Source organism: Methylophaga sp., assembly GCF_009711715.1.
Lineage (GTDB): Bacteria > Pseudomonadota > Gammaproteobacteria > Nitrosococcales > Methylophagaceae > Methylophaga.
On record NZ_VENF01000004.1, the window covers coordinates 26,505 to 49,300 of the forward strand.

The 22,796-nt window shown below is 51.8% G+C and carries 18 protein-coding genes; 12 read left to right on the plus strand and 6 right to left on the minus strand.

Going from position 1 to position 22,796, the window contains the following annotated elements:
• Positions 1–7: 7 nt before the first annotated feature.
• Positions 8–442, minus strand: a complete 435-nt coding sequence (locus FH755_RS02675) for an arsenate reductase ArsC (protein WP_292438414.1) — start codon at positions 440–442, stop codon at positions 8–10.
• 117 nt (positions 443–559) lie between these two features.
• Here FH755_RS02675 and FH755_RS02680 point away from each other — a divergent pair, with 117 nt between their 5' ends.
• Complete coding sequence (locus FH755_RS02680) at positions 560–1,285, plus strand: TIGR04211 family SH3 domain-containing protein (protein ID WP_292438416.1); 726 nt, start codon at positions 560–562, stop codon at positions 1,283–1,285.
• Positions 1,286–1,313: 28 nt separating this feature from the next.
• Here FH755_RS02680 and FH755_RS02685 read toward each other — a convergent pair whose 3' ends face one another.
• On the minus strand, positions 1,314–1,844 hold the full coding sequence (locus tag FH755_RS02685; RefSeq protein ID WP_292438419.1) for a pyridoxamine 5'-phosphate oxidase family protein: 531 nt from the start codon (positions 1,842–1,844) through the stop codon (positions 1,314–1,316).
• Positions 1,837–2,244 carry a heme utilization cystosolic carrier protein HutX gene (gene hutX / locus FH755_RS02690; protein ID WP_292438422.1) on the minus strand — a complete coding sequence of 136 codons (408 nt, stop codon included), beginning with the start codon at positions 2,242–2,244 and terminating at the stop codon, positions 1,837–1,839. The genes FH755_RS02685 and hutX overlap by 8 nt, the downstream gene beginning before the upstream one ends.
• A gap of 261 nt (positions 2,245–2,505) precedes the next feature.
• Between hutX and FH755_RS02695 the strand changes: the two genes are divergently transcribed.
• Positions 2,506–4,290 carry an ABC transporter ATP-binding protein gene (locus FH755_RS02695; RefSeq protein ID WP_292438424.1) on the plus strand — a complete coding sequence of 595 codons (1,785 nt, stop codon included), beginning with the start codon at positions 2,506–2,508 and terminating at the stop codon, positions 4,288–4,290.
• A 229-nt stretch (positions 4,291–4,519) separates the two neighbouring features.
• On the opposite strand, the gene ilvD is transcribed toward FH755_RS02695, so the two are convergent.
• Entirely contained in the window at positions 4,520–6,373 is a 1,854-nt protein-coding gene (gene ilvD, locus FH755_RS02700; protein WP_292438425.1) for a dihydroxy-acid dehydratase, read from the minus strand.
• 129 nt (positions 6,374–6,502) lie between these two features.
• On the opposite strand from ilvD, the gene argA reads away from it, so the two are divergent.
• Positions 6,503–7,804 carry an amino-acid N-acetyltransferase gene (gene argA / locus FH755_RS02705; protein ID WP_292438427.1) on the plus strand — a complete coding sequence of 434 codons (1,302 nt, stop codon included), beginning with the start codon at positions 6,503–6,505 and terminating at the stop codon, positions 7,802–7,804.
• 9 nt (positions 7,805–7,813) lie between these two features.
• On the opposite strand, the gene FH755_RS02710 is transcribed toward argA, so the two are convergent.
• A complete protein-coding gene (locus FH755_RS02710; RefSeq protein WP_292438429.1) occupies positions 7,814–8,314 on the minus strand; it encodes an RNA pyrophosphohydrolase in 501 nt (166 codons plus the stop codon).
• Between the two features lie 149 nt (positions 8,315–8,463).
• On the opposite strand from FH755_RS02710, the gene FH755_RS02715 reads away from it, so the two are divergent.
• The 3 genes from FH755_RS02715 (at position 8,464) to FH755_RS02725 (ending at position 11,997) form a co-directional block, all read left to right on the plus strand.
• Positions 8,464–9,117: an HAD family hydrolase gene (locus tag FH755_RS02715; protein WP_292438431.1), complete on the plus strand. Its 654-nt coding sequence runs from the start codon at positions 8,464–8,466 to the stop codon at positions 9,115–9,117.
• Between the two features lie 79 nt (positions 9,118–9,196).
• A complete protein-coding gene (gene gatB / locus FH755_RS02720; protein ID WP_292438432.1) occupies positions 9,197–10,639 on the plus strand; it encodes an Asp-tRNA(Asn)/Glu-tRNA(Gln) amidotransferase subunit GatB in 1,443 nt (480 codons plus the stop codon).
• A gap of 215 nt (positions 10,640–10,854) precedes the next feature.
• Positions 10,855–11,997 carry an FIST N-terminal domain-containing protein gene (locus FH755_RS02725; protein WP_292438435.1) on the plus strand — a complete coding sequence of 381 codons (1,143 nt, stop codon included), beginning with the start codon at positions 10,855–10,857 and terminating at the stop codon, positions 11,995–11,997.
• Here FH755_RS02725 and gshA read toward each other — a convergent pair.
• A complete protein-coding gene (gene gshA / locus FH755_RS02730) occupies positions 11,994–13,268 on the minus strand; it encodes a glutamate--cysteine ligase (protein WP_292438438.1) in 1,275 nt (424 codons plus the stop codon). The two genes, FH755_RS02725 and gshA, sit on opposite strands and share 4 nt — an antisense overlap.
• A gap of 278 nt (positions 13,269–13,546) precedes the next feature.
• Here gshA and FH755_RS02735 point away from each other — a divergent pair, with 278 nt between their 5' ends.
• Genes FH755_RS02735 through FH755_RS02760 form a run of 6 tightly spaced genes read left to right on the plus strand, consistent with a single transcriptional unit; the run spans position 13,547 to position 22,756 of the window.
• Entirely contained in the window at positions 13,547–13,918 is a 372-nt protein-coding gene (locus tag FH755_RS02735; protein WP_292438964.1) for a response regulator, read from the plus strand.
• 3 nt (positions 13,919–13,921) lie between these two features.
• On the plus strand, positions 13,922–14,290 hold the full coding sequence (gene pilH, locus FH755_RS02740; protein WP_292438440.1) for a twitching motility response regulator PilH: 369 nt from the start codon (positions 13,922–13,924) through the stop codon (positions 14,288–14,290).
• A 2-nt stretch (positions 14,291–14,292) separates the two neighbouring features.
• Complete coding sequence (locus FH755_RS02745) at positions 14,293–14,841, plus strand: chemotaxis protein CheW (protein ID WP_292438442.1); 549 nt, start codon at positions 14,293–14,295, stop codon at positions 14,839–14,841.
• A gap of 24 nt (positions 14,842–14,865) precedes the next feature.
• Positions 14,866–16,131 (plus strand): methyl-accepting chemotaxis protein, encoded by a 1,266-nt coding sequence (locus FH755_RS02750; RefSeq protein ID WP_292438444.1) that lies wholly within the window; start codon positions 14,866–14,868, stop codon positions 16,129–16,131.
• 31 nt (positions 16,132–16,162) lie between these two features.
• Positions 16,163–22,273, plus strand: a complete 6,111-nt coding sequence (locus FH755_RS02755; RefSeq protein WP_292438446.1) for an Hpt domain-containing protein — start codon at positions 16,163–16,165, stop codon at positions 22,271–22,273.
• Between the two features lie 15 nt (positions 22,274–22,288).
• Positions 22,289–22,756 (plus strand): chemotaxis protein CheW, encoded by a 468-nt coding sequence (locus FH755_RS02760; protein WP_292438448.1) that lies wholly within the window; start codon positions 22,289–22,291, stop codon positions 22,754–22,756.
• Positions 22,757–22,796: the final 40 nt, after the last annotated feature.

The window sequence follows — 22,796 nt, forward strand, 5'->3', positions numbered from 1 at the left end:
AGTAGCTTCAGACAGCCGCTTCCAGCGCGACCTGCTCTATAACGAACTCCACCCGCTGACGAACTTTCTCCCGGGTTTCGCGAAACTCATTAAGCAACTCCTGATCTTCGCCGCGCATTTTGGCCGGGTCCGGCAGCGGCAGATGTACCTTGACCGTGTGCGGACTCAACAGCGGACACTGCTCTTCGGCGTTGTCGCAGAGTGTCACCAGCAGATCCGCCCACTCCAGCATTTCTCCATTGACGCGGATTGATTCCTGGCCGGAAATATCAATACCGACTTCGGCCATCACCCTGATAGCCATCACATTCTGTCCATGGGCTTCGATACCGGCTGACTTAATCTCAATATCATCACCGGCCAATGCGCGGGCCCAGCCTTCAGCCATCTGAGACCGACAGGAGTTCCCCGTGCATAAAAACATCACTCTTAACTTATCCATTTCATAACACCTTTATTTTTCGCACGACGACGTTAACAGGATTGTATGACAGGCTGATGAAGGCGGAGATTGTGAAGACTGAGTCGCAGATTAAGGTTTCTCCAGTTGAAGCAAGGTATGACGCATCTGCTAAAATACCGCTTTGACTTCAAGACAAAGCGAATCACTGTGAAAATTTTCATCCGCTGCACCCTGCTACTGGCCGCTATCAGCTTGCCTGCCTTGAGCCAGGCACAAACGACCCGTTATGTGTCTGACGAACTGGAAATTACTATGCGCAGCGGTCAGGGCATTAAGTTTGGCATTAAGAAGATGCTGGAATCCGGTACCCGTCTTGAGGTACTGGAAACAGACCCGAATGGCTACTCCAAAGTCCGCACAGAAGAAGGCGTTGAAGGCTGGGTCTTAACACGCTATCTCAGTAATAGTGCCAGTGCACGCGATCAGCTCGAAAGCAGTCAGCAGCGGGTGGCTAATCTGGAACTGGAAATCGCCAAATACAAAGAAGAAATTGCCGCACTCAGCAACCAGAACAGTGATGTCGACACGCAGAATCTGACACTGCGTGAAAAATCACAGCGTCTCAGTAAAGAACTGGATGATCTGCGTCGAACTGCCTCAAATGCCGTCGCGCTTGAAAATGAAAACCGGCAGCTGAAAGAAAAGCTGCAGCAGATTGACCACAAAAACCAGTCTCTGGTTATTGAGAATAATGCGCTCAAGGATAACAGCACCCGCAGTTGGTTTCTGGTCGGTGCCGCCGTTCTGTTTTCCGGTATTTTGCTGGGTCTCATTCTGCCGAGATTACGCGTTCGCAAAAAGGACAGCTGGGGCAGTCTCTGAGCTGAGAAAGGGCGCTCAGCGCCCTTTCTTATTTGCTTGTGCGTCTTCGTCTGATATGGCCTCCTTTCAGATGCGACAAGCCGTTTCCGGCCAAGCTCCCACCCTCAATCCGGTAAGCCTTGCCGAAGCCTTTGACATAACGTCCCCCCTCCGGGTGCAGGCGAAACAATCTGAAGTCACCGAGCTGACTAAGACTTCTTATCCGCTCACCATGCCGCTCTTGCAGGCAAGCAATACCCTCTGACCAGTCATCGCTGTCAGGTGGGATCAATTCAGCAGAAATCCGGTACTGAACGCGTAAGCGGGCAAATAATTCGGCAGCGGTATTTTCGTCTTCAATGATTAGCACCGAAGCCTGTGGGTGCAATTGCAGGTTTTTGGCGTGTACTGCAATGTCGCTGATGAGTATATAAAGGCAATTGTCACCGACCGCAAATGGTGCATAGGAGGCATAAGGCAAGCCATCCTGATCCAAAGATGACAACATTAACGATTGTCGATCATGAATGAGATGCAGGATCTCATCGCGGATTTCCTTTTCCAGCCCCTGATTATTCATGCTTTGCTCCCTGCTGATACTGTGCCTGCAAAGCTTTAAAACGCTCGGTTTGAGTGCTGATGAGTTCCCCTGAGCTATCCCGGCCCAGAAACAACTTGAAAATCACCTCATTGTCAGCATTCTCAAACACAAAAGCATAACTTTCACGGCCACGATGCGGTTTATCCTGAAAACGGATATGCGATACAAGTTCCAGATTCAGATGAGCATGAAACCCGGGCATGTCGCCTTGCAGATTGTAAAAGCCATGACCTTCCTCTCCCTTCGGGAACGGCCCTTTGAATTCGAACACCGAGCCGCCATGCACAACGATGGTGGTTACCCATGCCCAGTCTGCAATTTCCTCCAGCAGCCTCTTCGCCTGGCTGCCGGGCATACAGTCGTTTTGTTCTGTGGTCATATTTAAGCCTTGCGCATTCAGAGTTGACTGGCCGTTAGCTTGATTTTGTTTAACTACAGCATAGCAAGTTGGGACCCAGTCTAAATAGCTGTTTTCCTAAGATATCGTCGGTTATGAAATGGGATTACAAGATTTGCTGACCTCATCAGGGTAAAATGATCTCATTGGCTGCTGTGGTAATGAACCAAGGTCATATCGGCGCTAATGAAGTACATGCCAGGCTCTGGCTGTCTATCTGACAAAGATTGCACAAAGATAGCGATGACAACAGAAACAAATTACGATCTTAAAGGCATATTGCAGCAGGCACTGGGCTATAAAAAGCACCTGGTCAAAGCTAATGTGCTGGCTATTCTGGCAACGATCTGTGCTGTACCGGTGCCTTTACTGCTGCCTTTGATGGTTGATGAGGTTCTGTTGGACCAGCCTGGTCCGACCGTCGGATTTATAGAACAGTTCACACCTGAACACTGGCATGGTCCGGTCTTGTTCATCACTGCGGTGTTGCTGTTTACCCTGGTTTTACGAGTCATCTCACTGGTACTGAATGTCGCCCAGTCCCGCTATTTCACGCTAATCGCCAAACGTATTACCTTCCGTATCCGCCACAAGCTTATAAAACGTCTGGGACGCATCGCCATCAGCGAATACGAAACCCGTGGCAGTGCCGGTATCGCCTCGCACTTCGTTACCGATATCGAAGTTATCGATAATTTCATTGGTAACACCATCAGCCGGTTTATTGTGGCCGTACTCAGCATTTTCGGGACCGCCATTATTCTGCTTTTCCTGCACTGGCAACTGGCTTTGCTTATCCTGTTTATGAACCCGCTGGTGATTTATTTCACGATGGTGGTAGGCAAACATGTTAAGGCATTGAAGAAAAAGGAAAACTCGGCGTTTGAAATTTTCCAGCAGAGCCTGACCGAAACCCTGGACGCAGTGCAACAGATCCGGACTGCCAACCGCGAAAAACACTATCTGCGCCGGGTTATTGATAATGCCCGCGACGTGCGTCAGCATGCCTCGGAATTTGCCTGGAAGAGTGACGCTGCCAACCGTTTTTCTTTTGTGATTTTCCTGTTTGGTTTTGATGTGTTCCGGGCCGTCAGCATGTTTATGGTGGTGTTTTCGGACCTGTCCATCGGCCAGATGTTTGCCGTCTTCGGCTACCTCTGGTTCATGATGAGTCCGGTACAGGAAATCCTGAATATCCAGTATTCCTTCTATGCTGCCGGAGCTGCGGTGGGTCGCCTCAACACCCTGTTCTCAATGAAGGAAGAAGAACGCTATCCCGACAAAATCAATCCTTTTGTACCGGGTCAGGCCAGTAGTATCCGGATTGAGGATTTGCACTTTAAATACGACGACAACAATAAAGTGCTCAATGGCGTCTCTTTGAATATCAAAGCCGGAGAAAAAGTGGCCCTGGTGGGTGCCAGTGGCGCCGGTAAGTCAACGTTGGTCAATGTGCTGCTGGGTTTATACCCGGCCGATAAAGGCATGGTCTATTTCAATGATGTCGCGGTCAGCGATATTGGACTTGAGACGGTGCGGGAACATGTTGCCACCGTACTGCAAGCGCCGGCACTGTTTAATGACAGCGTACGTGAGAACATTACCATGGGCCGCAATTATCCTGATGAGGCAGTGTGGGAAGCCATCAGGATTGCTCAGCTGGAAGATGTGATTTTGGCCATGCCCAAGAAGCTCGACACGATTATCGGTCGGGCCGGGGTCAAGCTTTCCGGCGGTCAACGTCAGCGTCTGGCCATTGCCCGCATGGCATTGATTAATCCCTGCGTGGTGGTACTGGATGAAGCCACTTCGGCGCTGGACAGTGAAACCGAATATCACCTGCATATGGCTCTGGAGCAGTATCTTCAGGATCGTACCACGATCATTATCGCCCATCGTCTGAGTGCAGTCAGGCAGGCGGATCGCGTTGTCGTGTTTGATGGCGGCGATATTATCGCCGAAGGCTCTCATGAATCGCTGATTCAGCAGGAAGGCTTGTACCAGAAGCTGTATGCACAGCAGGTTTGATTATTTTTGGACTGGGTTGAAACTCAAAGGCAGAGCGCTTTATGGCGCCCTTTGCTCAGCCACTTTTGACTCAGTTCTGCGCGGAGATTACGCAGATTTAAGATCTCTCGAAAAAGCAGCGTTAAGCTGCATAATCTGTGGATAGATATACAGGCAAACCCGGCGAGGCTCCAGAGAACACTAAAATATCTTCGTGTCCTCTGTGCCTCTGTGGTTCTTCATCACAAACTCAACGACGCTTGAGCTGCTCCACATCACGCACAGCACCTTTGGCTGCTGAGGTGGTCAGCGCGGCATAGGCCTGCAGTGCCAGACTCACTGTGCGCTCACGCGCCACCGGCTTCCAGGCATTTTCACCACGGGCTTCCATTTTGGCACGGCGATGGGCCAGTTCTTCATCGGTCAGATCAACATGGATCTTACGCTGAGGAATATCGATATGAATGATATCCCCTTCTTCCACCAGACCGATATTGCCGCCCTCGGCAGCTTCCGGTGAAGCATGCCCAATCGACAGTCCGGACGTACCACCGGAGAATCGACCATCGGTTAGCAGTGCACAGGCTTTGCCCAGGCCTTTGGACTTCAGGTAACTGGTCGGATACAACATTTCCTGCATACCGGGGCCGCCTTTGGGGCCTTCATAACGAATCAGCACCACATCACCTTCCTTGATGGCACCGCCGAGGATACCGGCGACTGCGGCATCCTGAGACTCAAAGATCCGGGCCGGACCAGAAAAAACCAGGATTGACTCATCAACACCCGCAGTTTTAACGATACAGCCATCTTCAGCAAGATTACCGTAAAGTACGGCCAGCCCACCATCCTGACTGTAGGCGTGTTCAATATCACGGATACAGCCGTTTTCACGATCCAGATCCAGTTCCGGCCAGCGACAGTCTTGGCTGAACGCCACCTGGCTGGGAATGCCCGCCGGTCCGGCCAGGTAGCGCAGTAGTGCCGGTTCGTGCTGGCTACGCTTGACATCCCACAGTGCCAGACCGTCAGCCATCGTTTTGCTGTGAACCGTCGGCACATCGGTATGCAACAGTCCGCCCGCCGCCAGCTCACCGAGAATGGAGACAACACCGCCGGCACGATGCACATCTTCCATGTGGTATTTATTGGTCGCCGGGGCTACTTTGCACAGATTCGGAATCTTGCGTGACATCCGGTCGATATCGGCCATGGTGAAGTCCACCTCGGCTTCATTCGCCGCCGCCAGCAAGTGCAGAACGGTATTGGTAGAACCACCCATCGCAATATCAAGCGCAATCGCATTTTCAAACGCGGCCTTGCTGGCAATCGCCCGCGGCAGTACATCCTCTTCATCGTTTTCGTAGTAGCGCTTGGCCAGATCAACGATGCGGCGTCCCGCTTCCAGGAACAATTCTTCACGATCAGCATGGGTCGCCAGCAATGAACCATTACCCGGCAAGGACAGGCCCAGCGCTTCGGTGAGACAGTTCATTGAGTTCGCGGTAAACATACCGGAGCAGCTACCGCAGGTCGGACAGGCGCTGCGTTCGACCTGGGCGACATCTTCATCGCTGATACTCTCATCAGCCGCCTGCACCATCGCATCAACCAGATCCAGTTTAACGTCCTTGCCAGCCAGCTTGGTTTTACCGGCTTCCATCGGCCCGCCGGAAACAAAAATGACCGGCACATTGAGGCGCAGTGCTGCCATCAGCATGCCCGGTGTAATTTTGTCGCAGTTGGAAATGCAGACCAGCGCATCGGCACAGTGGGCATTGACCATGTACTCGACCGAGTCAGCGATAATATCGCGGGATGGCAGACTGTACAGCATACCGCTGTGGCCCATCGCGATACCGTCATCGACAGCGATGGTATTGAATTCTTTTGCTACACCACCGGCACGCTCGATTTCACGGGCCACCAGCTGTCCCAGATCCTTCAGATGCACATGACCGGGCACGAACTGAGTAAAGGAGTTGGCAATAGCGATAATCGGTTTATTGAAATCATCGTCTTTCATTCCCGTCGCCCGCCACAAAGCACGGGCGCCCGCCATATTACGGCCGGCAGTGGACGTTTTAGAACGATATTGAGGCATGCTGAACACTCCAAAAATCTGAAATCCAACGCGAAATGCTATGATCGCGCCTTATTGCTTGTATCAGTTAATCGATAAATTTTACACGACACTTGGCAAGCGTGCCGAGTCTGCGATAAAAAGAAGCCTATGAATGACGCGCAACCGATGAATAATCACCAGAATCTGGCCACCACGACGAGCTGGTTCCGCACGGCTGCGCCCTATATTCATGCTCACCGCGGTGCCACCTTTGTGATTGCCTTTGATGGCGAGACCATCGACAGCGATGGCTTCGATCCGCTGCTGCATGATATCGCCATCCTCAGCAGTCTCGGTATCAAACTGGTACTGGCCTATGGTGCCCGCCCGCAAATTGAAGCCCAGTGCGAACAACAGAACATTGAGGTGCATTACCATCGCGGTCTGCGTGTGACTGATGATGCCAGCCTGAAAATCGCCAAGGCGGTGATCGGCAAACTGCGTCTTGATATCGAATCCAAACTGTCTTTCGGCCTGCCACACACGCCGATGGCCGATGCCCGCATTCGCTGCACCAGCGGCAACCTGGTCACCGCCAGACCCGCGGGTATCATTGATGGCATCGATCTCGGTCATACCGGTGAAGTGCGGCGTATCGATGTCGATGGGATTAATCAGCAACTGGGGCTTGGCAACATCGTGCTGCTACCACCACTTGGTTATTCTTTAACCGGTGAAATCTTCAATCTATCCTCAGAAGCGATCGCCACGGCAGTGGCAGTATCGCTGCACGCGGATAAATTAATTTTTATCGGTTCCAGTAACCGCGATTTACCCAGAGAAATGACCGTAAGTCAGGCGCGGGAAAACCTTGATGGTCATCCTTCGCTTGCTGCCGCGGTACAAGCCTGTGAATCCGGCGTGCGCCGGGTACATTTACTGGATAGGGCCCAGGACGGCGCGTTACTACAGGAATTGTTCAGCCGTGATGGGGCCGGCACCCTGCTCACTGCGACCTCTTTCGAGACCACCCGCCAGGCCAGTATTGAAGATGTCGCGGGGATTCTGGAACTGCTTCAGCCACTGGAAGCCAACGGCACGCTGGTTAAGCGTTCGCGGGAGTTGCTGGAGCGTGAAATCGACCATTTCACCGTGATGGAGCGGGATGGCACGGTGGTAGCCTGTGCTGCACTTTATCCCTATCCGGAAAACAATATGGCGGAGCTTGCCTGCCTGGCTGTATCCAATAATTACCAGAGCAAAGGCCGGGGTAAGCAACTACTTGCCTCACTGGAACAAACCGCTTTGCGTGCCGGGATAGAATCACTTTGTGTGCTCACTACCCAGACTGCACACTGGTTTCTTGAGCATGGCTTTAAACCGGCTGAAATCAAAGATTTGCCTATCGCCAAACAGGCACTTTACAACTACCAGCGTAATTCGCGGGTATTTCTTAAACAGCTGGGTTAATCGCTGTGTCTAACGGCGGTTAGGGCGGCGACGGTATTCCGGAAAAAGCACCGGCGCAAACTCGTGTAGGGCTTTTTCATAGACCCGGCGTTTGAAAAACACAATCTCTTCCACCGGCGTCCAGTAATCGACCCAGCGCCAATCATCAAATTCGGGCTTCTCATGCAAGTCGAGGCGTACGTCACCTTCATCACCGGTAAAACGCATCAGAAACCAGCGCTGTTTCTGGCCGATACATAAAGGTTTATTACCGTAGCGCAAATAACGCTTGGGAAGACGATAGCGCAGCCAACCACGAGTCGAAGCCAGCAGCTCGACATGTTCCGGGGACAGCCCGACCTCTTCCATCAGTTCACGATAAGCTGCCTGCTCAGGGCTTTCGTGGGCTTTTATGCCACCCTGAGGAAATTGCCATGAATCATGTTGCGCACGCTGTGCCCATAGCACCTGATTGTTTTCATTGCAGAGTATGATCCCCACATTTGGCCTGAAGCCATCTTTATCAATCACGACAAAAGTCTCTGACTGGCCGAGCGTCTTTTAACTCAGCAGGTTAATCTCAATTAGAGCTTAGATTATTAAAAGGACGGTCAGGTTGCAACGCATTTTGGCTTACAATAGGCGCTCACTGGAATTAAAACGGAGACAGGTTAATCACCATGGCGTTGGCAATTTTTGACCTTGATAACACCCTGCTCGGCGGCGACAGCGACTTTTTATGGGGACGCTATCTGTGTGAAAACGGCATCGTTGATGAACAGGCTTACCGTCGGGCCAATGAACATTATTACCAGCAGTATCTGGAAGGCAGTCTCGATATCTACGAGTTTCTGGAGTTTGTTTTCAAACCGCTGGCCAGTCACGATATGCAGACCCTGGAAAGCTGGCGTGAAGCCTATCTGGAACAGAAGATTAAACCGATCCTTCTGCCTGCCGCAGACGCGCTGGTGGAAAAACATCGCTCACAGGGCGACACTTTATTGATTATTACCGCGACCAACAGCTTCCTGACCACCCCTATTGCGCAAATGATGGGCATTGAAAATCTGATCGCGACTGACCCGGAAATTATCAATGGCCGATTCAGTGGTCGTGTCGTCGGACAGCCCTCTTTTCAGCATGGCAAGGTCGAACGTCTGCGCCAGTGGTTGCAAAGCCGGGATGAAGTACTCGATGACAGTATCTTTTACAGTGACTCGCACAATGATCTGCCTTTGCTGGAACTGGTCGACACCCCGGTCGCCGTCGATCCCGATCCGAAACTGCAGGCGGTAGCACAGCAGCGTGGCTGGCAGATCCTGAGTTTGCGCTAGCGCCGAATTAGAAGCAGCGCCAGTCGCCATATATTGTTACAATTCATCGTTTTTTAACACTGACAATCAGGCCGTCATTATGGAATGGGAAGTTGTTATCGGGCTGGAAATTCACGCCCAGCTCGCCACCAAAAGTAAGATTTTCTCGGGTGCTGCCACTGCCTACGGCGCTGCCCCCAACACACAAGCTTGTGCCGTCGACCTCGGTTTACCGGGCGTATTACCGGTTCTGAATGAAGAAGCAGTGAAAATGGCGATTAAATTCGGTCTCGCGGTCGATGCCGACATTGCCGAGCGTTCCGTGTTTGCCCGGAAAAATTACTTCTACCCTGACCTGCCCAAAGGTTACCAAATCAGTCAGTATGAATTGCCTGTTGTCGGCAAGGGTGAACTCAGCATCGAACTGGAAGATGGCACTGAAAAGATCATCGGTATTACCCGTGCTCATCTGGAAGAGGATGCGGGTAAATCCCTGCATGAAGACTTCCATGGCCAGACCGGGATCGATCTGAACCGCGCCGGCACCCCGTTGCTGGAAATCGTCTCCGAGCCGGATATGCGCAGTGCTAAAGAAGCGGTGGCCTATATGAAAAAAATCCACTCGCTGGTGCGTTATCTGGAGATCTGTGACGGCAATATGCAGGAAGGCTCTTTCCGTTGCGATGCCAACGTCTCGGTTCGTCCCAAAGGCCAGGAAAAGTTCGGTACCCGTGCCGAGCTGAAAAATATTAACTCCTTCCGCAATGTAGAACGCGCTATCAACTATGAAGTTGAGCGCCAGATTGATGTGCTCGAAGGCGGCGGCGAAGTCATCCAGGAAACCCGCCTCTACAATGCGGATAAGGACGAAACCCGTTCCATGCGCAGCAAGGAAGAAGCCAATGATTACCGCTACTTCCCTGATCCGGACTTGCTGCCACTGGTGATCGACAAGGACCTCATTGAATCAGTGCGCGCGACTTTGCCGGAGCTGCCCAATGAAAAACGTGATCGCTTCATCAACGAACTGGGGCTTTCATCCTATGATGCCGCTATTCTGACCAGCACGCGTGAGTTAGCTGATTTCTATGAAGCCGTGCTGGCCGCTACTGACGCTAAAGATCCGAAACAATGTGCCAACTGGGTCACCGGTGAATTGTCCGGCGCGCTGAATAAAGCCGGTCTGGATATCACTGACTCCCCGGTCAGTGCAGAACAACTGGCCGGTGTGCTTCAGCGCATCAGCGACAATACAATATCCGGCAAAATTGCCAAGACGGTATTTGAAGCCCTGTGGAATGGTGAAGCTAAAGATGCCGATGCCGTCATTGAGGCAAAAGGGCTGAAACAAGTCACCGATACCGGTGCTATTGAAGCCATGATCGATGAAGTACTGGCAAATAATCCGGATCAGGTCCAGCAATTCAAAGAAGGCAAAGAACAGGTGTTCGGCTTTTTTGTCGGTCAGGTGATGAAAGCCTCAAAAGGCAAAGCCAATCCGGCACAGGTTAATGAAATCCTGAAGAAAAAACTGGCTGAATAAGTCTGGTCAGGCCTGCAGCACCGTAAAAAAGCCGCAAACAGTATTGCGGCTTTTTACTGTTATGGCCCATGATAGATTGTGAACTAGATCACAATTTTGATTGCGGACCATTTCCCCATCGAGATTGAACTGATGTAGTATCAACCGATGCTTTATTAACGCTACTTGTTCCGGCGCAGGATGCGTCGCTTATACGGAGCCAGATTCACTCACCCATGAAGTTTGAACAGGAACACCTTCCCACCAAGACGGGCATCAACAAACTGCCTTCCTCCTCACCTTTGCCGGATGCAAACTGGGTCTTGGTTTTCGGTTCAGTTAACCGTTTCAATGAACGCGGTTTCGCCAAAAATCTGAGAAAACGTTATCCCGATGCACAAATCATCGGCTGCACAACCTCAGGAGAAATTACCGGCGACGGCGTCTATGACGACAGCATTCATATCACCGCGATGAAATGGGAACGCAGCACGCTGCGCTTTATCTCCAAACCGGTCAACAGCATGGAACAGTCCCATGCGCTCGGTGCTCAGATCGCCGGTGAGTTGAAAATGGATGATTTAAAAGGTGTATTCGTACTGAGCGACGGTCTGAATGTGAATGGCTCTGAGCTGGTTGAAGGCCTGCAGGAAGTCCTGCCCAACATCCCGATTACCGGTGGCCTTGCCGGTGATGATGCCAAGTTTGCACAGACATTACTGATTAATAACGACAAGATTCAGGATCGGGTAGTCATCGCCGTCGGGATCTACGGTGAAGATGCTATCGTGACCAGTGGCGCACTGGGTGGCTGGAAACCCTACGGCCCGCCTCGGAAAATCACCCGTTCCAACAAAAACGTGGTTTATGAACTGGATAACAAGCCAGCGCTGCCACTATACAAAATGTATATCGGCTATTACGCCAATGAACTCCCTGCATCCGGACTCAATTTTCCGTTTGCCATCATGGATGAGAAAAACGTTAATGTGATTCGTACACTGCTCTCAGTCAATGAAAAAGACAACAGCCTGACTTTTGCCGGTAATATCGACCAGGGTGCCACCGTACGTTTCCTCAAGTCCGATCACGACAGTCTGGTGATGGGGGCCAGTGAAGCGGCACGTCAGATTCTGCAGAAAGACGTCAATATCAACGACAAAGCTTTAGCCATCTGTGTCAGCTGTGTCGGCCGTAAGCTGGTGATGGAAGCCCAGGTTGCTGATGAAGTCTTCGCAGTTCAGCGTCTGCTGGGTATGCAGACCGGCATCACCGGATTTTACTCCAACGGCGAAATCTGTTCCGGTGAAGACGACAGTCACAGCCAGTTGCATAACCAGACCATGACGATCGCCTATCTGAGCGAGCATAACGCTTAAGCCAGTTCCCTCGCTGCTGCCAGCAAGGCCAGTCTGGCAATCACACCATAGGCATAAAAGCGATTCGGCTCGGAGTCCGGCTGTTCGTTCTGGTCCGGTGTGATACAGGACTGAGCAAAGGCCAACGGCTCGAAATGCATCCCCGGCGCATTCAGGTTTTCATCGGTACCGCGGCCGGTATGAACCCGGTAAAAACCGCCGATAACGAAATGGTCCATCATGTAAATAACCGGCTCTGCTACGGCCTGTCCCTCACCCAGCGTTTCAAAAGTATAGACCCCTTCCTGAACCAGCACATTATCGACCACCAGCCCTTCTTTGGCCGATGACATTTTGTTGCGCTGTTTGCGGTTGAGATTATAAATATCATCCGGGCTTTTAACAGTCATGATGCCCATGCCATAGGTGCCTGAATCCGCTTTCACCACGACAAAGGGGTCACGATCGATATTATATTCACGGTATTTGCTGCGTATCGACATCAACAGGTTATCGATATTACGCGCCAGACACTCAAGCCCGGCTTTTTCCTTGAAGTTCACCTCACCACACTGCAGCGTCATAGGCGAAATCAGCCATGGATCAATATCAATCTGCCGGGCAAATTCCTTGGCCACATTACTGTAGTGACTGAAATGATTCGATTTTTTACGGGTCGACCAGCCGGCATGCAATGGCGGCATGATTTCCTGCTCCAGCCCTTCCAGAATCGCCGGTCTGCCAGCCGAAAGATCATTGTTCAACAGCACCAGACAAGGCGAGAAGTCCCCCACGGCCACTCGGTTGCCTTTTCTGACCAGCGGTTCCAGCAGACATTGTTTTCCGGATGGTAAATCGACGGTCACCGGCTCGGCAATATCTTCCCGCAGACTGCCTATACGAGCTTCCAGACCGGCTTTCTGAAAAATATCCCGCAGGGTTTCCAGGCTTTCCAGATAGAACAGGTTGCGTGTGTGATTTTCGGCAACGATCAAAACCCGTTTGGCAGTGGGACAAGCGCGTTCGACAGCGGACTGTGCTGCCTGGATTGAGAGTGGGATAAAGGCAGGGTTCAGGTTGTTGAAACCGGCCGGGAACAGATTGGTGTCTACCGGTGCAAGCTTAAAGCCGGCATTACGTAAATCCACAGAAGCATAAAATGGAGACGGTGTTTTCAGCCACTGTTCACGCAACCAGGTTTCAACCTGGGTTTGTCTCTCCAGTAAATGGGATTCCAGTTGCAGCAAAGGGCCGTTAAGGGCGGTAATCAGGTGCGGAACGCCAGTGGTCATAATCTATCTCGCTGTTGGGGATTGCAGGTTGCGATAAAAGTGCTGTCCATACTGTGACATGGGACACAGTTTGCATTTTTCAAGTCATACATACTCCTTGATCGTTTAAATTCAGGCCATGACACAACGGAAAAAGGCTTTTTTACATTACTAGCCTGCGGATTAAAAATCGGTTATCTTCGTTCCTCAGGGCTAGTTGTAAGAATTAGAATGATGACTTTATCAGGTAATGCATGACCGTGAGCGAGAACCAATCTGAATTTTCCGGCCTGAAGGTCATGGTGATTGATGACAGCAACACCATTCGTCGAACAGCTGAAACTTTATTGAAAAAAGCTGGCTGTGACGTGCTCACCGCTGATAATGGCTTTGAAGCCTTGCCTGTTATCAGCGCCCATCATCCCGATATTCTCTTCATTGATATTATGATGCCTCGTCTGGATGGATACCAGACCTGTGCCTTGGTGAAAAATAATCCCAAGTTCAGGGACATCCCCGTCGTCATGCTCTCCAGTAAGGATGGCCTGTTTGACAGGGCAAAAGGACGTGTCGTTGGTGCAGAGCAATACCTCACCAAACCCTTTACCAGAGACGACCTTCTCGGTGCCATCCGCAAACATTTGCTTGAAAAACACCAGGACGCTGAATAGCTTATGGCACGGATTCTGATTGCTGATGACTCACCGACGGAAGTCTACGTATTACAAAAGATGCTGGAAAAAAATGGGCACCAGGTGCTCGTTGCCGAGGATGGCGAACAAGCTGTCAGTCAGACTCAGCAACACAAGCCTGACCTGATTCTGATGGACGTGGTTATGCCCAATCTGAATGGTTTTCAGGCCACCCGCAAACTGACCAAAGATCCGCAAACCAGCCATATTCCGATTGTCATCGTGTCCTCGAAAAATCAGGAAACCGACAAAATGTGGGGCCTCCGCCAGGGTGCCAGGGGCTATCTCGGCAAACCGGTTACCGAACAGGATCTGATGCATCAGATCAACGAATTGTTGGGGCAGCCATAACCATGACCTTGCTGCAAACGCCTGAAGACATTATTTCGCTCCTGCATGACATGGAGCGCCGCAGTAAGCAAAAAGCAGCCGGTCTCGGGCAACAGGATATGGCAGGCCAGAGCTGGACAGCGATTGGCTTTCGCATCGGCCAGCAATATTTTGTCACGCCACTGGGTGAAACCCGCGAGGTTTTCCCGGTACCGGAACAAATTACCCCGGTACCTAAATCCCAGCGCTGGGTGTTTGGTATTGTCAATCTGCGCGGTGAATTACTCCCGGTGTTTGATCTCAACCTGTTTCTGCATGATAAACCGGTCAAGCTCACTAAACGCAGTCGTATCATCGTGATTAACGACAGCGAGATCGTCAGCGGTGTTGCTGTCGATGAAGTGTTTGGCCTGAAGCATTTTCAGCAACAGCCTGAACCAGTGCAGGCAGATCAAGCCGCTGAACTCGCCCCCTATCTGACTGGAACACTCTTTCAGCAGGACATCCAGTGGCAGGTGTTCAGTTTCAGACATCTGGTGTCGGATCCCCGTTTTCTCAATGCCGCCGCCTAACTATTGAAATCAGGATTAAGGTATATGACATCCACCAGCAAGCTTTTTTTCTCTTCCCTGATGCGCAGACAAAACTGGCTCAACCTGCTTTTTGTCATTGTATTCAGCATCGTTACTCTGGGCGGCCTGTGGCTGATAGCCAGTGGTCAGTATCAGACCTACTACGACAATATCCTGCATATCAGTATCGTGGTCGCCGTCGCCTTTATTCTGACGCTGGTCATGGCGGTCAGGCTGAGTTTTCCCTCAATCCGCTCGCTGAAAACCTCGATGGACGAGATGGAATTACAAAACCGTCACAATCAGGATGCGATTCTGCGACTGCTGGACGAAATGGGTGACCTGGCCGATGGTGACCTGACCGTGAGTGCGACCGTGACCGAGGATATTACCGGCGCGATCGCCGACTCGGTCAACTACACCATCGACGCCCTGCGCAGCCTGGTCGAACAGATAAACTCCACGACTTTGCAGGTTGCCTCCGCCGCGCAGGAAACCCAGGCCACAGCACTGCATCTGACCGATGCCAGTGAACATCAGGCACAACAGATCACCGAAGTCAGCTCAGCTATAACCCAGATGGCCGGCTCCATCGAGCAGGTATCTGAAAACGCCAGCCAGTCTTCGGAAGTGGCTAAACAGTCAGTATCACTGGCGGTGCAGGGTAATACGGCAGTGAAGAAAGCGATCCGGGGTATGGACACGATTCGTGAACAGATTCAGGAAACCTCAAAGCGAATCAAGCGTCTGGGTGAAAGCTCGCAGCAGATCGGTGACATCGTCGAGTTGATTAACGATATCGCCGAGCAAACCAATATCCTGTCATTGAATGCCGCCATTCAGGCAGCAATGGCCGGTGAAGCCGGTCGCGGTTTTGCCGTCGTGGCGGATGAGGTTCAGCGCCTTGCGGAACGCTCCAGTAACGCGACACGGCAGATTGATGCGCTGGTGAAAACGATCCAGAGCGACACCAGCGAGGCGATTGCATCTATGGAACAAAGTACGTCCGAAGTCGTATCAGGTGCCAAACTGTCACAGGACGCCGGTACTTCGCTGGAACAAATCGAAGCAGTTTCGCAGCAATTGGCGGAACTCATCAATAACATCACCGCTAATGCCAAACAGCAGGCCACCGCGGCGGTCAGCACCTCTGAGAACATGAACGTGATTCAGGAAATCACCATGCAAACATCGACCGGCACCAATGAGAGTGCGGCAGCGATCGGACGCCTGCTGGATCTCACCAATGAACTACGCAAGTCGGTCTCCGGCTTCAAGCTGCCGCAGTAAAGTCAGATAAGGCAAGGGGCGGATAGCAAACATGGCTCAATTAATCAAAGGCAACTACAACGCTTTGATGTGGCTGCAAACCGAACTGCAGCAGTCACTGACTCATGCCTTGAATGCCATGAACCGCTTTATTGACGGTGAGGGTGAAGCCAAAACCCTGTCTGACTGCATTGAGGCTTTGTATCAGGTCAAAGGCACGCTGGATATGGTCAATATCAGCGGAGCTTCCATGCTTGCTGATGAAATGCAGCACACCGTGATGGCGCTGCGGGACAACAAAATCGCTAACAAAGACCAGGCGGAAGATGCCCTGGTCCGGTCACTGCTGCTGTTGCCAAACTATCTCAAACTGCTCAGTGATGAATTTGAAGATCATCCCCTGTCTCTGCTCGATAGCATCAATGAACTGCGTCTGGCTCGTGATGTTCAGCCTGTCACCGAGGAAGCCTTATTCAAACCAGTACTGACACAGGCGCTGCCAGACAGTATCGCGCCTAATCCACACCGCAAGCTGCCGGCGATTGCGATTGAAAAGCATAAGCTGGGGCATGCTTTTCAGGTCATGCTGCTTAACTGGCTGCGCAAGCAGGACGATGAAAGCCTGCGCAAAATGCGTGGTGTTGTTCATTTTCTACGGCTGGCCTGTCATGAAGAAAAAACCACCCTGCTCTGGTGGGCTTCCGAGGCCCTGCTGGAAGCACTGGAACATAAAGGCTTGCAGGCTGAAGCATCCGTCAAGCAGTTGCTGGGTAAACTGGTCATGCCGATTAAAACCCAGTGCGAACAGAGTGAAGCCGCATTATTGCAAAGTTTTCCCACTGAGTTGGTGAACCGATTACTGCGCTTTGTGGCACATGCCCAGAGCCATGGTCCACAGGTGACCTTGCTGAAAACCACTTTCCATCTGCATTTCTTTGATCACAAGCAGAAAATCTACGGCATGAGCGATAACGCGCTCGGTGATGCGCATCTTGCCCTGCTGGAACAGCTTGAAGATCTGAAAACAGAAATCGATCATTACCATCCTGATCAGGATTTGGATAACACGCAGCTTGATGCCATCTTGCAGCAACTGCAGAGCATGACCGATACCCTGGCGCTGCTGGCTGAATATGAAGCCAGCAACCTGCTGCATCATCAGGCCGAAAGGATCCAGGCGCTAATCGAGGATGGTCAGCGTCCGGATGAGATGCTGCTAACCGAAATGGCTGACGCCCTGCTGCAGGTTGAACAATTCCTGCAGTCCTCCAGCCAGGCCAACGTGAGTGACAAACTGCGCGAAACGGTGATCAGCGAATGTCTGCTGGAAATGGCCAATATCAAGGAAACCTTGACCTTAATGAGCCAGGCTCAGCGACATCCGGATGAGTTGGGTGAGACAGAGCAACAACTGCAGCTCATTAGCGGCAGCCTGGAGATGCTCAACTTTCCGGAAGCCGCTGATATATTGCAGCAGACTGTCGACAAGATTCATCAGCACAGTGAAAACCACCAGGCTTTTACTCCCACCCAGCTGAACCGGCTCGCTGATATTCTCGCCTGTTGTGATATTTACATGGAAGGCATTCGTCAGCATGGTCATCCCGAGAATAATTATCTTGCTGACGCGGCAGACATACTGTCTGCTTTTGACCAGGCCGAGATAAGCGATGAAACCACCACTGTCTCAGCAACTGAAGTGAGCGATACTGAACAAGACGCGGCTCTGGATGAGCTTGATTCCCTGTTAAGCGCTGATGATACCGCCTTGCTGTTTGAATCAGAGTCAGAGCCAGCGCCAGCAGATTTGAGCATGGCGGCTTCCCAGCAACAAGTCTCCGATACGGAAGCGACAGAGGACAGGCCGTCAGTGTCTCAACCTGAAGCGATGGCGGCGTGGCAATTTGCTGAAAATGTTGATCCGGAAATAGCCGAGGTCTTTATTGAGGAAGCGGAAGAAGTTCTGTCTGAACTCAATGCCCTGATGCCGAAATGGCTGAGCAATGACGACCCCGACGTCCTCGGTGACATTCGCCGTCATTTTCATACCCTCAAAGGTAGTGGGCGTATGGCCGGTGCCACGGTCATCGGCGAGCTGGCCTGGGCGGTGGAACAAGTACTCAATCATGTGATGGACGGCACGCGTCCTGACAGTGATAAAGTCAAGCAACTGGCGGCAGAGTCCCACCGGATCATGCCGGCATTAATCCAGCGCTTCACCCGCGCTGATAACAGCGCTCCTGCTGAAGTGGCAACATTACATGCACTTAGTGACGAATGTTTATCTGCCCAGTCTTCTGCGGCCGTTACGCCCGGAGATGAAGTGGCCGCCACCTCAGACAGCGATACCCTGAACTGGCCTGAAGCTGCAGAAGACTTTGAGCTTGTTGATCAGGATGAAGAACTGATTATTATCGAACCGGAGACGGATCCTTCTCTAATGGAGTTTGATGTCTCGGCTTATCAGCGGACCTTGGATGACAGCGATAAGCACGTCACCGGCTCCCCTTCAACATTTGAGGTTGATACAGAACTTCTCACGGGTGTTGAGCGTTACATCCGCGACAGGGAAGCTGATTCGGCAGTTCAAACACCGGCTGCGAGCACTGATAGCGACAATGAAAAATCCCTGACCGGGGTCGAGCAATATATTCAGTCGCATTCAGAAGAGAGCTCGGTTTTACCAGCTGTAGCAGAACAAACTGAAGCCGAAGCCATCACCAAAGCCACATCACTGAGCGGTGTAGAAGCCTATATTCAGCAGAGGCAACGAGAAACCGGTGTCGCCCGTTACCTGCGCCAGAAAAAGGCGGAAGAAAAATCGACAGCCGCCGCTCAGACTGTGCCGCTACCGCCGGTCGTTCCAATATTCAGACCACTGACCTCGGTCGATCGTTATCTGATTAATCAGGCACGGCAACAACGCCCGGAAACCGGCGTGGATCGTTATCTCGCCATGCTCGATGCGCATGTGGAAGCCGACAAAGTGGCGCAGGAAGAAGACGATGAGTTACTGCTGATTTTTGCCGCCGAAGCCGCCCAGCATATTATCAATTTGAGGCAGGGACTCGAAGAAATCGATTTTTCCCGCCAGGTCACCAAACCCATTCTGAGAGCCGTTCACTCTCTGAAAGGCTGCGCCAACATTGCCGGTATTAAACCGATGGGACTGATTGCCACAGAGCTTGATGCCGTCATGAAACAACTTCATGCACAGCAGGTGGTACTTGATAGTGAGCAGATGCAAGCACTGGCTCATATCGTCGAGCAACTGGATCAAATGCTGCTCAGTATTACTGACAATCAGCCTGAACCGGATATCCGCGACTTGTCGGCCGCGGTCAGCCAGCTCAAGCCGGCCGGGGTAATGCCTGAAACGCCAATGATCGACCCCGAATTTCTGGTGGTCTTTCTTGAAGAGACCGATGAGCTGCTGGATAGTTATACCCGGCAATTGGCGCAATGGCAGCAGCAACCTGATGACAAAGACAACCTTCAGGCACTGGGCCGGACCCTGTATGATCTGGAACAGGCCGCCCAACAGGCGGAACAACAGCATATCGCTGACGTTTATGCTGCTCTGTCACGCCTGATCCAGCAGCAACAACCTGATGCACCGGGTCTCAATGATCTGCTCGAACTCGGCTATGAACAGCTCAACCAGCACATCGAAAACCTGTTGCAGAACAAACCGCAAAGCGCTGATTTCGATTTTGCTGCACGGGTCGACAGCTACCTTACAAGCCAGTCAGAACCACACTATGTCGCACCGGATATGGATGTGGATGAGAGTGAGTTCCTCATCCCGGAGGATGTTGATCCTGAACTGCTGGAGGCTTTCAGCGAGGAAGCATCAGAACTGCTGACCTCAAGCGGGCAGGCCATCAAGGCCTTGCAGGCCGACAACAATAGTGAAGTCGATTCCTTACAGTTGCAGCGCGACCTGCACACACTCAAAGGCGGAGCCCGACTCACCGGGATTAGCCCAATGGCTGACCTGACGCATCAGATGGAAACGTTAGTCATTGCCGTCAGTGATCATAAAGTCCCGGCCGATGAGGATTTCTTTGACCTGCTGCAGCGCTGCCAGGACAAACTCAGCGAAATGCAGGAACAACTGGCACAGCGCCAACCGCTGCAGACCGCCCTCTCACTCATCAAGGAAATCAGCTGGCGCACCGAGGGTGCCGATCTGGAGATAGATGACCGACCTTTGCCGGAACCGGAAAAAGTCCTGACCCGAATCCCCGAGTCTGAGCCCGAATCGGTCGCCACTGAAACCGAAGTACCCACGGCTAAACCTGCTTCGCAGCATGTGGAACAGGTGCGGGTGCGTGCCGATCTTCTCGATTACCTGACTAACTTTGCCGGCGAAGTCAGTATCTCCCGTGATCGTGTCACCCAGCAACATACGGCTTTACGCCAGCAGCTGCGCGAGATGGAGGAGACGGTCAGCCGCCTCCATGATCAATTGCGTAAGCTGGAAATTGAAACAGAAACCCAGATCCTGTTCCGTTATGAAGATGAAAGACTGAAACAGGATTCTGATTTCGATCCCCTGGAACTGGACCGCTTTTCGGTAATCCAGCAACTCTCACGCGGCCTGACTGAGAGTGTCATCGATCTTAATGATATCAGCCGTTCAATGGACATCCTGGTTAAGGAAACCGACGCCATTCTGCTGCAACAATCGCGTCTCAATGCCGATTTGCAGGAAGGGCTGATGGCTACACGCTTGCTGCCTTTCAAAGGCGTGGTGCCGAGACTGGAGCGGATTGTCAGACAAACCGCCACGGAGCTCGACAAAAAAGCCGATTTCAGCATCCGTGGCGCCGAGCTTGAAATGGATCGGACCATTCTCGATCGCCTGGTCGCGCCGCTGGAGCATATTTTGCGTAATGCCATTGCGCATGGGATTGAATCTCCCGGTGTGCGTCTTGCTAATGGCAAACCGGAACAGGGACAGTTGCAGTTACAAGTCCTGCGTGAAGGGTCGGAAATGGTTGTGACCATCAGTGACGATGGTCGTGGTATTGATGTCGATAAAATACGCCAGAAAGCCTTGGATCTGAATCTCATCAGCGCCGACGATACACCGTCGGAAGAGGAGCTGATCCAGTTAATCCTGACCTCCGGCTTTAGCACTGCTGATAATATTTCGCAGCTTTCCGGACGCGGCGTGGGTATGGATGTGGTCAGCAACGAGATTCGCAGTCTCAAAGGTCGCCTCACCATCCAGTCGCAGCGAGGCAAGGGCACACAATTTGTTATTCGTCTTCCACTGACACTGTCGGTAATTCAGGCCCTGCTGGTCAAAGTGCAGGATGAACAGTATGCAGTGCCGCTGGGCAGCGTCAATGCCGGTGAGCGGATCAGTGTGCGTGATATCAAACTGATGCTGGGTACGCATGACCCCAAATATCATTTCCACGGCGAGCAATATGACTTCATCCCGCTCGCCTCACTGCTGGACAAACCTTTAACGCTGCCGGCTAATCTCAAACATCAGTTGCCGATGCTGTTGTTCCGTTCCGGGGATATTCGGATCGCGCTGCTGGTTGACAGCATTATCAGCAACCGTGAAATCGTCATTAAGTCAGTCGGCCGCCAGCTCGGCACCATCAGTGCCGTTAACGGCGCCACGATCCTGGGCGACGGACGGGTGGTCTTTATTCTTGATATTCCGACGCTGATCGATACTTCGCGTGATATCCATCTCGACACTAATGATGCAATTAATCTTGAGCGTGAACTGACCCAGATCCAGGAACAGCCACCGCTTGCGATGGTGGTGGATGATTCAATTACCATGCGCAAGGCTTCCGGCAACCTGTTAAAAAGGCTGGGCTTTGAAGTGTTAACTGCCCGAGATGGGGTTGACGCACTGTCACAACTGCATGAGCAGAAACCGGACATCATTCTGCTGGATGTGGAAATGCCGCGTATGGACGGCTTTGAATTTGCTTCTATTGTCCGCAACGATGCCCAATTCCGTCACCTGCCGATCATCATGATTACCTCCCGCACCGGTCAGAAACATCGTGAGCGTGCGTTGGAAATTGGTGTCAACGCTTACCTCGGTAAGCCTTACCAGGAAGAAGAGCTGGTCAGCGAGATGCAGAAACTGCTGGGGCAGCAGCGATTCCCCGGACAGCATCATTAACTTTCAGGGCCTGTTATGACAGCACAAGCACAACAAACGCAGTTCGTTCATTGCATGCTGATACCGCTCCAGCAACATTATCTGCTTCTGCCCAACAGCAGCATCGCCGAAGTCATCCCACGTACCGGTGTAGTGCAGGAACAAGCCGGTGACTCATCATGGCTGAGCTTTATTGACTGGCAGCAACAACGTTTGCCGCTAATCTATCTGGAAAACCTGCTGACCGACGGCAATGACTCACAGTCAGCCGGTAACAAACTGTGCATTGTCAACGGCATCAATCCGGATGCCAATATCGATTTTTATGCCATTCCCTGCTCTGGTTCACCGCAGCTGATTACCCTCAATCAGGCGGCATTGCACCTGACTCACGACGATAACAATTCACCCTACCTGCACTGTCAAATCAAAATCAGTAACAAGGTGGCACTGATTCCAAATCTAGACCAGATTGAAGCCAGTATCCGCGAGCAGCAGGGCTAATTTTTCTTAAATACAATTTCCAGGTCATTTTGTGATCAGA

Bases quoted from the DNA above. Each gene is read 5' to 3' on its own strand.
- FH755_RS02760 (WP_292438448.1), top strand. From the start codon at position 22,289: ATGACAGCACAAGCACAACAAACGCAGTTCGTTCATTGCATGCTGATA.
- ilvD (WP_292438425.1), bottom strand. From the start codon at position 6,373: ATGCCTCAATATCGTTCTAAAACGTCCACTGCCGGCCGTAATATGGCG.
- FH755_RS02715 (WP_292438431.1), top strand. From the start codon at position 8,464: ATGGCGTTGGCAATTTTTGACCTTGATAACACCCTGCTCGGCGGCGAC.
- FH755_RS02695 (WP_292438424.1), top strand. From the start codon at position 2,506: ATGACAACAGAAACAAATTACGATCTTAAAGGCATATTGCAGCAGGCA.
- hutX (WP_292438422.1), bottom strand. From the start codon at position 2,244: ATGACCACAGAACAAAACGACTGTATGCCCGGCAGCCAGGCGAAGAGG.
- gshA (WP_292438438.1), bottom strand. From the start codon at position 13,268: ATGACCACTGGCGTTCCGCACCTGATTACCGCCCTTAACGGCCCTTTG.
- argA (WP_292438427.1), top strand. From the start codon at position 6,503: ATGAATGACGCGCAACCGATGAATAATCACCAGAATCTGGCCACCACG.
- FH755_RS02680 (WP_292438416.1), top strand. From the start codon at position 560: ATGACGCATCTGCTAAAATACCGCTTTGACTTCAAGACAAAGCGAATC.
- pilH (WP_292438440.1), top strand. From the start codon at position 13,922: ATGGCACGGATTCTGATTGCTGATGACTCACCGACGGAAGTCTACGTA.
- FH755_RS02675 (WP_292438414.1), bottom strand. From the start codon at position 442: ATGGATAAGTTAAGAGTGATGTTTTTATGCACGGGGAACTCCTGTCGG.
- FH755_RS02755 (WP_292438446.1), top strand. From the start codon at position 16,163: ATGGCTCAATTAATCAAAGGCAACTACAACGCTTTGATGTGGCTGCAA.
- FH755_RS02725 (WP_292438435.1), top strand. From the start codon at position 10,855: ATGAAGTTTGAACAGGAACACCTTCCCACCAAGACGGGCATCAACAAA.
- FH755_RS02745 (WP_292438442.1), top strand. From the start codon at position 14,293: ATGACCTTGCTGCAAACGCCTGAAGACATTATTTCGCTCCTGCATGAC.
- FH755_RS02735 (WP_292438964.1), top strand. From the start codon at position 13,547: ATGGTGATTGATGACAGCAACACCATTCGTCGAACAGCTGAAACTTTA.
- FH755_RS02750 (WP_292438444.1), top strand. From the start codon at position 14,866: ATGACATCCACCAGCAAGCTTTTTTTCTCTTCCCTGATGCGCAGACAA.
- gatB (WP_292438432.1), top strand. From the start codon at position 9,197: ATGGAATGGGAAGTTGTTATCGGGCTGGAAATTCACGCCCAGCTCGCC.
- FH755_RS02685 (WP_292438419.1), bottom strand. From the start codon at position 1,844: ATGAATAATCAGGGGCTGGAAAAGGAAATCCGCGATGAGATCCTGCAT.